9 protein-coding genes are annotated in these 8124 nt (G+C 66.1%); 1 reads left to right on the forward strand and 8 read right to left on the reverse strand.

What is annotated here, in order from left to right:
* Nucleotides 1-76: 76 nt before the first annotated feature.
* From proB to rplU, 4 genes are all read right to left on the reverse strand, one after another.
* Nucleotides 77-1198: a glutamate 5-kinase gene (gene proB, locus AB1411_03495; protein MEW6542655.1), complete on the reverse strand. Its 1122-nt coding sequence runs from the start codon at nucleotides 1196-1198 to the stop codon at nucleotides 77-79.
* On the reverse strand, nucleotides 1180-2205 hold the full coding sequence (gene obgE, locus AB1411_03500; protein ID MEW6542656.1) for a GTPase ObgE: 1026 nt from the start codon (nucleotides 2203-2205) through the stop codon (nucleotides 1180-1182). The genes proB and obgE overlap by 19 nt, the downstream gene beginning before the upstream one ends.
* 169 nt (nucleotides 2206-2374) lie before the next feature.
* Nucleotides 2375-2629 (reverse strand): 50S ribosomal protein L27, encoded by a 255-nt coding sequence (gene rpmA / locus AB1411_03505; GenBank protein ID MEW6542657.1) that lies wholly within the window; start codon nucleotides 2627-2629, stop codon nucleotides 2375-2377.
* Between the two features lie 34 nt (nucleotides 2630-2663).
* Complete coding sequence (gene rplU / locus AB1411_03510) at nucleotides 2664-2978, reverse strand: 50S ribosomal protein L21 (GenBank protein MEW6542658.1); 315 nt, start codon at nucleotides 2976-2978, stop codon at nucleotides 2664-2666.
* A gap of 153 nt (nucleotides 2979-3131) precedes the next feature.
* Between rplU and AB1411_03515 the strand changes: the two genes are divergently transcribed.
* The gene (locus AB1411_03515; GenBank protein ID MEW6542659.1) at nucleotides 3132-4046 is read left to right on the forward strand and encodes a branched-chain amino acid transaminase; all 915 of its coding nucleotides are present in this window, start codon (nucleotides 3132-3134) and stop codon (nucleotides 4044-4046) included.
* 115 nt (nucleotides 4047-4161) lie between these two features.
* Here the strand turns inward: AB1411_03515 and secG are convergent, their stop codons facing one another.
* Genes secG through gap form a run of 4 tightly spaced genes read right to left on the reverse strand, consistent with a single transcriptional unit; the run spans nucleotide 4162 to nucleotide 7551 of the window.
* Nucleotides 4162-4524, reverse strand: coding sequence for a preprotein translocase subunit SecG (gene secG, locus AB1411_03520; GenBank protein MEW6542660.1), 363 nt, complete (start codon nucleotides 4522-4524; stop codon nucleotides 4162-4164).
* A 6-nt stretch (nucleotides 4525-4530) separates the two neighbouring features.
* Nucleotides 4531-5313, reverse strand: a complete 783-nt coding sequence (tpiA, locus tag AB1411_03525) for a triose-phosphate isomerase (protein MEW6542661.1) — start codon at nucleotides 5311-5313, stop codon at nucleotides 4531-4533.
* Between the two features lie 27 nt (nucleotides 5314-5340).
* Nucleotides 5341-6540 (reverse strand): phosphoglycerate kinase, encoded by a 1200-nt coding sequence (locus AB1411_03530; protein ID MEW6542662.1) that lies wholly within the window; start codon nucleotides 6538-6540, stop codon nucleotides 5341-5343.
* Nucleotides 6541-6546: 6 nt separating this feature from the next.
* A complete protein-coding gene (gap, locus tag AB1411_03535; protein ID MEW6542663.1) occupies nucleotides 6547-7551 on the reverse strand; it encodes a type I glyceraldehyde-3-phosphate dehydrogenase in 1005 nt (334 codons plus the stop codon).
* Nucleotides 7552-8124 lie beyond the last annotated feature (573 nt).

Below are 8124 nucleotides of genomic sequence, written 5' to 3' on the forward strand. Positions count from 1 at the left end.
AATGTCCGGTCGGTTGTACGTCGTTTGCCCATAGGCTTTTCGCCTCTGGCCTGTCGTCCGTTCACCTGTCGTCCGTTCAGAGGAGGACGAGGTTGTCCCGGTGGATCACCTCCTCGTACTCCTGGGGGCCGATCACCTTCTGGAGCTCGGCGGTCTTGAGCCCCTTGATCCGGTCCAGGGTCTCGGCGGAGAAGTTGACTAGGCCCTTGGCGAACTCCTTTCCGTCCCGGTCGGCGCAGGTGACCGCGTCACCGGGCCGGAAGTCCCCGCGCACGGCCACGATCCCGGAGGCGAGGAGGCTCTTGCCGCGACGGACCAGGGCCTCGACCGCTCCGTCATCCACCGTCACCTGGCCCTTGGGCCGGAGGGTGAAGGCGATCCAATGTTTGCGGCTCGTGAGCCGGCGTCCCTTTGGGAGGAAGAGCGTGCCGCCCGGCGCTCCCTCGAAGACGGACGGCAGCAGGCCCGTCCGATCCCCGTTCAGGATCAGCGTGGCGACGCCGTACGCGGCCACCTTTTTGGCCGCCTGGACCTTGGTGGCCATCCCGCCCGTCCCTTCGAAGCTGCTGGAGACCCCGGCCCGCCGCTCGATGTCCCTGGTGATCTCCGGGACCAGGGGAATGAGCGTCGCCGACTGGTTCTTTCGCGGGTCCTCGGTGAAGAGCCCGTCCACGTCGGACAGGATGACGAGGAGGTCCGCGTCCACCAGGTGCGCCACCTGGGCTGCGAGCGAGTCGTTGTCGCCGAAGCGGATCTCGTCCACCGCCACCGTGTCGTTCTCGTTGACGATCGGGATGACCCCGAAATCGAGCAGCGCGGTCAGCGTGTGGCGGGAGTTCAGGAACCGGCGGCGGTCGGCCAGGTCCTGGTGGGTGAGCAGCACCTGGGCCACCTTCTCGCCGAGCCGTTCGAACGCCTTCTCATAGGCCCACATCAGGCGGCTCTGCCCGACCGCCGCCGCCGCCTGTTTCACCGGGAGGCTTTTCGGATAGGACGTGAGGCCCAGCTTCTGGATGCCCGAGATGATCGCGCCCGAGGAAACGAGCAGCACTTCGCGGCCGCCGGCCTTGATCCTTGCGATCTCGTCGGCCAGCCGGTCGATGCGGTCGGGGCGGAGGCCGGCGCCCCGGGAGGCGACCAGGCTGCTCCCGACCTTGACCACGACGCGCTTGGCCTGTTTCAGGAGGTGGTCGCGCACGGCGTCCTCAGGGAACCCACCTGCTGGCCGACGTAGGTCGTCAGCTCCTCCAGCCCCTGCCGGGTGACGGCGGAGATCGGGAAGAAGCGCAGGCGGTGGCGTTTGCAGTAGGTCCGCAGCCGGTTCAGGCGGGCCTCGTCGCCCTTGATGTCGAGCTTGGTCCCGACCACGGCGAAGGGCTTCGCGGGCAGGGACTCGTCGTAGGAGGCGAGCTCGTTCCGCAGGGTCTCGAGGCTCCGGACCGGATCCTCGGCCGCCCATTCCGAGATGTCGATCAAAAACAGCAGGAACGAAGTGCGCTCGACGTGACGGAGGAACTGCAAGCCCAGGCCCTTTCCCTCATGGGCTCCCTCGATGAGTCCGGGAATGTCCGCGACCACGAAGCTGCGGTCTTCGCCCCACGAGACGACGCCCAGGTTCGGCGTGAGGGTCGTGAACGGATAGTCGGCGATCTTCGGGCGGGCCGAGGAGAGCGCGGCGATCAGCGTGGACTTGCCGGCGTTCGGAAAGCCTACGAGCCCGACGTCGGCCAGCAGCTTGAGCTCCAGGCGAAGCCACCGCGCCTCGCCGGGCTGACCGTGCTCGAAATGGGTGGGAACCCGGTTGGTGGGGGTCGCAAAGTGGGAGTTGCCCCGGCCGCCGCGGCCGCCCCGCGCGACGAGGCAGTCTTGCCCGTCGGCGGTCAGGTCCGCCAGGATCTCGCCGGTCTCGTCGTCGGCGATCACCGTGCCGACCGGCACCCGGACGATCACGTCCGTTCCGTTGCGCCCGTGCCGGTTCGACCCCTCGCCGGCGCCGCCGGCCTTGGCCTCATACTGTTGCTGGTACCGGAGGTCCAGGAGCGTGGTCAGCCGCCGCGACGCCGCGACCGTGACGTTCCCCCCGCGCCCTCCGTCCCCTCCGTCCGGGCCGCCGTGCGGCACGTACTTCTCGCGCCGGAAGCTGCAGACCCCGTCGCCGCCCTTGCCGGCCTTGACGAAGATGCGGACCTCATCCACGAACAACATGGCAACTCCTGTCCTCTGCGCTCGGACCCGCGTCGGGAACGAGGCAGTATAAATCTCCATCCAAGGCAAAGCAAACCGCACCCCCGCAGGAAACGGAGGCGGGTCGCGTCGCGTTCAGCAGGAAAACGGAAAAGAAGCGTGGAACGGAAAGGGGTGGGAGCGTCGAGGCTCAGACAGGCGGATACACGCTCACCTTCTGGCGAGCCCGGCCCCCCTCGAACTTGACGATACCCGAGATGAGCGCGAACAACGTATGGTCCCGGCCCATGCCCACGTTGAACCCGGGAAAGAACTTCGTGCCCCTCTGCCGGACGATGATGCCGCCGGCCTTGATCGGCTGGCCGCCGTAGGCTTTCACACCCAGATATTGGGGATTGCTGTCCCGGCCGTTTCTGGATGAGCCGCCGCCTTTATTTGTTGCCATGAGGTGTTCCTTCCGTCGCTCGAGTCCGCCGGCCTCAGGCCGTCACGATGTTCGTGATCCGGACCTGGGTGAAGTGCTGCCGGTGCCCTCTGGTGCGCCGATAGTTCTTGCGCCGCATCTTCTTGAAGACCGTGATGGACCGCGTCCGGCTCTGGCGGAGAATTTCCGCCGTGACCCGGGCCCGCTCGACCCAGGGCCGGCCGATCTGGAGCCCGGCTTCGTTCTGCACCAGCCGGACCTGCTTGAGCTCCACCGTCGCTCCGACCTCGCCCGGGAGCTTCTCGACCCGGAGGACCTCGCCCGGCTCGACCCGGTACTGCTTGCCTCCGGTCTCAACGATCGCGTACATGCTCGCTGCCTCCGTAAACGGGACCGTGCTTTCTATCACGGCGATCGGAAAGGTGTCAAGGGCGCCTTCCTCTAGGGGTGGTGATGGGGCACCCGTCGCCGTCTTGGTCCGGCATCGTTGACAAGAATTTCGAGGCGTTGCTATAGTGCGTCCATGCTCCAGCCGAGCGACAAGATCTGGATGGACGGCAAGTTCGTGAACTGGGCGGACGCCAACGTCCACATCCTGACCCACTCGCTCCATTACGGGCTGGCCGCCTTCGAGGGCATTCGCTGCTACAAGGGCAAGCAGGGCTCCGCGATCTTCCGCCTGCCGGAGCACGTGGACCGGCTGTTCGAGTCGGCTCACGTGTCCATGATGAAGATCCCGTGCGACCGGAAGCAGATCGCGGACGCCATCGTGGAGACCGTGCGGGTCAACAGGCTGGACGCCTGCTACATCCGGCCCCTGGTCTACATCGGGTACGGGGCGATGGGCCTCTACCCGGGCGACAATCCGATCCGGGTGGCGATCGCGGCCTGGCGCTGGGGAACCTACCTGGGCGAAGATGCCCTGACGAAGGGGATCAAGGCCCGGGTCTCCTCCTTCACCCGCCACCACGTCAACGTCACGATGACCCGCGCCAAGGTCTCCGGCCACTACGTGAACTCCATCCTGGCCAAGCTGGAGGTCAAGAAGGACGGGTACGACGAGGCCATCCTGCTCGATCCGGACGGCTACGTGTCCGAGGGGACCGGGGAGAACGTTTTCCTGCTCCGTCGCGGCGTCCTCACGACCACGCCGCTCACGTCCATCCTGGAGGGGGTGACGCGCAATTCGGTCATGGAGCTGGCGCGGGAGCGCAAGATTCCCGTGGTCGAGGAGCGGTTCACGCGAGACGCCATGTACGTGGCCGACGAAGTGTTCCTGACCGGGACCGCGGCCGAGGTGACCCCGGTGCGCGAGATCGACGGCCGTCAGATCGGCAGCGGCGCGCCCGGACCGGTCACGCAAGACCTGCAAAAGGCCTTCTTCGACATCGTCCGCGGCGAAGATCCCACCCACGCAGCCTGGCTTACCCGGGTCTGACATAGTTATCAGTTTTCAGTGCTCAGTTCTCAGTAAGGCGGACAGGCGCACGATGCCCCCGTGGCAGCTTCTGCGTCTTCACTGAAACTTAGAACTGATAACTGAAAACTCTTCGTTAGGGCGTGGCTGGAGCAGGACTCGCGGGAGAAGCGGGAGCCGGGGCCAACTCCTTCGATTGGGCATCCGCCTGGGGCGCGGGAGCCGGAGCAGCCTCCTTCTTGTTCAAGTCGATCACGGTCGAGGAGAAGGTCCGTTCCTTGGAGAGGACCGCGAGGCCGAGCGAGGTCAGCATGAAGATGATGGCGGCCGCCACCGTGACCTTGCTCAGGAACGTGCCCGGCCCGCGGCTGCCGAAGACCGTCTGGCTGGATCCGCCGAACGCCGCGCCGATCTCGGCCCCCTTGCCCGACTGGAGCAGGATGGCGCCGATCATCAGGAAGCAGACGATGACGTGAACGATGACCGCCAGGGTATACATCTCGTGTTATGGCCTCACCTTTCCGTGTGCGAGGGACAGGATTCTAGCAAAGGACTGCTCCTGGAGACAAGCCCCACCCACGAGCGCCCCGTCTATTTGCTCGGAGGCCAGAAACTCCCCGGCGTTCTCCGGCGTCACGCTGCCTCCGTAGAGCACGAGCGTCCGCTCGCCCGCCTCCGCGCCCCAGCCGCTCGCCAGCGTGGCCCTGAGCGTCCGATGGACGGCCGAGGCAAGGGCGGCGGTGGCGGCACGGCCGGTCCCGATGGCCCAGACCGGCTCGTAGGCCAGGGTCACCAGCGCCAGGTCGTCCTTCGAGAGGCCCGCCAGCCCCCGTTGCAACTGGCCGGTCACGACGGTTTCGGTCCGCCCGGCCTCCCGGTCCGCGAGGGATTCCCCCAGGCAGAGGATCGGTCGCAGCCCGTGCCGGAGGGCGGCGCGGATCTTTCTGTTGACCCCTTCGTCCGTGTCTCCGAAGAACTGCCGCCGCTCCGAGTGGCCGACGAGGACGTACCGGCAGCCCAGGTCCTTGAGCATCGGGGCCGAGACCGCACCCGTGAACGCGCCCTGATCCTCCCAGAACAGATCCTGCGCGCCGAGGGCGAAGGGAAACGAGGGAGAGGCGGCCTGGCGGACGGTCTGCAGCGCGGTGAAGGGAGGGACGAGGACGACCTCGACCCGCTCGGATGAGCCGAGGCCCTTGGCCGCTTCCGCCAATCGCTGCACGAAGGCCGCCGCTTCCGAGGCGGTCTTGTGCATCTTCCAGTTGCCTGCGATGAGCCGTCGGCGCACGGGGTCCCCGGTGAGCGGGCGCGGGCTTTAGTCGTGATTGTTGGGCAGGGCGGCCAGCCCCGGCAATTCCTTGCCTTCCAGCAGCTCGAGGGCCGCGCCGCCTCCGGTGGAGATGAACGACATGCTCTCGGACTCGCCGGCCCGGTGCACGGCCAGGGCCGTGTCGCCGCCGCCCACGATCGTCAGCGCGTAGGCGTTGGCGACGGCGTGGGCGATGGAGAGCGTGCCGCGCGCGTACGCGTCGCGCTCGAACATGCCCATCGGGCCGTTCCACAGGATGGTCTTGGCGTTCTGGACGGCCTCGCTGAAGAGCTTCACGGACGCGGGCCCGATGTCCAGCCCGTACCAGTCCTTGGGGATCTCCTGGACCGGGACGAGCTTGGTCTCGGCGCCCGGCTCCAGGCTGGCCGCCACGACGCAGTCCACGGGGAGGTAGAACTTCACCCCGCGCGAGAAGGCGTGCTCCTGGACGCCCCGCGCGAAGTCCAGCATGTCGTTCTCGACGAGCGAGTTGCCGATCTCGTACCCCATGGCCTTGATGAACGTGAAGGCCATGCCGCCGCCGATGATGACCTTGTCCACGCGCTTGCCGAGGTTCTCGATGACGCCGATCTTGCCCGACACCTTCGCCCCGCCCAGGATCGCGACGAACGGCCGCATCGGGTCGGCCACCGCGCCTTCCAGGTATTCGATCTCCTTCTTGAGCAGGTAGCCGGCCGCCGCGTCCTTGACGTATTTCGTGATGCCGACGATCGAGGCGTGCGCCCGGTGCGCCGCACCGAACGCGTCGTTGATGTAGACGTCGGCCAGGGAGGCCAGGGCCTTGGAGAAGGCCTCGTCGTTCTTCTCTTCCTCGGAGTGGAACCGGAGATTTTCCAGGAGGAGCACGTCCCCCGGCTTCATGGCCGCGACCATCTTCTCCACCGTCGGGCCGACGCAGTCCGGGGCGAAGGCCACCTCCTTGTTCAACAGGCGCTGGAGACGCTTGGCGACGGGGGCCAGGCTGAGCTTCGGATCGGGTTTGCCCTTGGGCCGGCCCAGGTGCGAGCAGAGGATGACCCTGGCGCCCTCGTCCACGCCGCGGTTGATCGTGGGCAGGGTGGACCGGATGCGGGTGTCGTCCGTGATCTGGTGGGAGTCATCCAGCGGGACGTTGAAGTCCGCCCGGATGATCACGCGCTTGTTCCGGAGGTTGACGTCCTCGATCGTCCGCTTGTGCAGGTTCATAGGCCGTCAGGGCTTGGCCACCATGAACTTGATGAGGTCGCGGACCCGGCAGGAATACCCCCACTCGTTGTCGTACCAGGCGATGACCTTGACCATGCGGTGCTCCAGGATCGTGGTCAGCGGGGCGTCCAGCGTAGCCGAGTGGGAATCGCCCTTCTGATCCACCGAGACGATCGGGTCCTCGGAATAAGCCAGGATGCCCTTGAGCGGGCCTTCGGCGGCCTTCAGGAAGGCGGCGTTGACCGAGGCCGCGTCGCAGTCCTTCTCCGTCTCGACGGTCAAATCCACCAGCGACACGTTGGGCGTGGGCACCCGGATCGCCATTCCGTCCATCTTGCCCTTGAGCTGCGGCAGGACGAGGTGCAGCGCCTTGGCCGCGCCGGTGCTGGTCGGCACCATCGAGACCGCCGCCGCCCGCGCGCGCCGCAGGTCCTTGTGGGGCAGGTCCAGGAGCTGCTGGTCGTTCGTGTACGAATGGATCGTGGTCATGACCCCGTGGCGGATGCCGAAGTTCTCGAGCAGCACCTTGGCAACCGGCGCCAGGCAGTTGGTCGTACAGGAGGCGTTCGACACGATCTGGTGTGCCTTCGGGTCGTAGGTCTGCTCGTTGACGCCCAGGACGATCGTTACGTCCGGATCCTTGGCCGGCGCAGAGATGATCACCCGCTTGGCGCCGGCCGAGAGGTGCTTGCTGGCCCCCTCGCGGTCGGTGAAGCGGCCGGTGGACTCGACGACCAGGTCCACCCCCAGGTCCTTCCACGGCAGCTCCTTCGGGTCCTTCTTGGCCAGGATCTTGATGGACTTGCCGGCCACCGAGATCGAATCGTCTTCCGCGTGGACCTCCGCCCGGAGCGTCCCGTGCACCGAGTCATACTTCAAGAGGTAGGCGAGCGTCTTCGCGTCCGTCAGGTCGTTGATCGCCACGAAGTCCAGTTCAGGATCGCCCAGCGAGGCCCGCAGGACGTTCCGCCCGATCCGGCCGAACCCGTTGATTCCAATGCGAATTGCCATGGTTGAGTGGTGCTCCCAGGAAAAGAAAAAATGCCGGCTTACGTGCGCCGGCAGGAGGGGTGAATAGTACCCAGGCGGCGAGGCGATGTCAAGGTCGTTAAATGTCTGCGGGCGACAGTTTGACCGGGACCGAGAGGTATGCCGTAACTATCACGTGAAAAACGCCAGGCGGCGGGAGAAACTGGCCGCGGTCCTTCTCGATCTGGCTAAATTATGTGCTCACGGCGATTGCGGCAGCGGGCCTGTTCGCCAAGGAGGTCATGACGTGGAGCACGGCCCTTCTCTCTTTCGTTCTGGTGATCGCCCTGATAGTTATTGCATGGTTCCTGATCCCGTCGGATTGAGGAGGCAGTCATGGAGTATGTGATTTTTATCCTTGCCGGGCTCGTGGTGTTCGGTCTGGTAATGCTCGCCTACGTCAAATACGCCGAAAAGCACTAGCCTTTACTCTCTTCCTCTTGTACCCGCTTCTTAAGCGGGGCGCCTTCCGTCCGAATACTTCGGCGCACCCACGCGGCTCCGATGCCCGCTCTGGTAACCCAGCCTCTCCGTTTGCACAGGTTGCACATGCCG

Source organism: Nitrospirota bacterium, assembly GCA_040757595.1.
Classification (GTDB): Bacteria; Nitrospirota; Nitrospiria; order Nitrospirales; family Nitrospiraceae; genus JBFLWP01.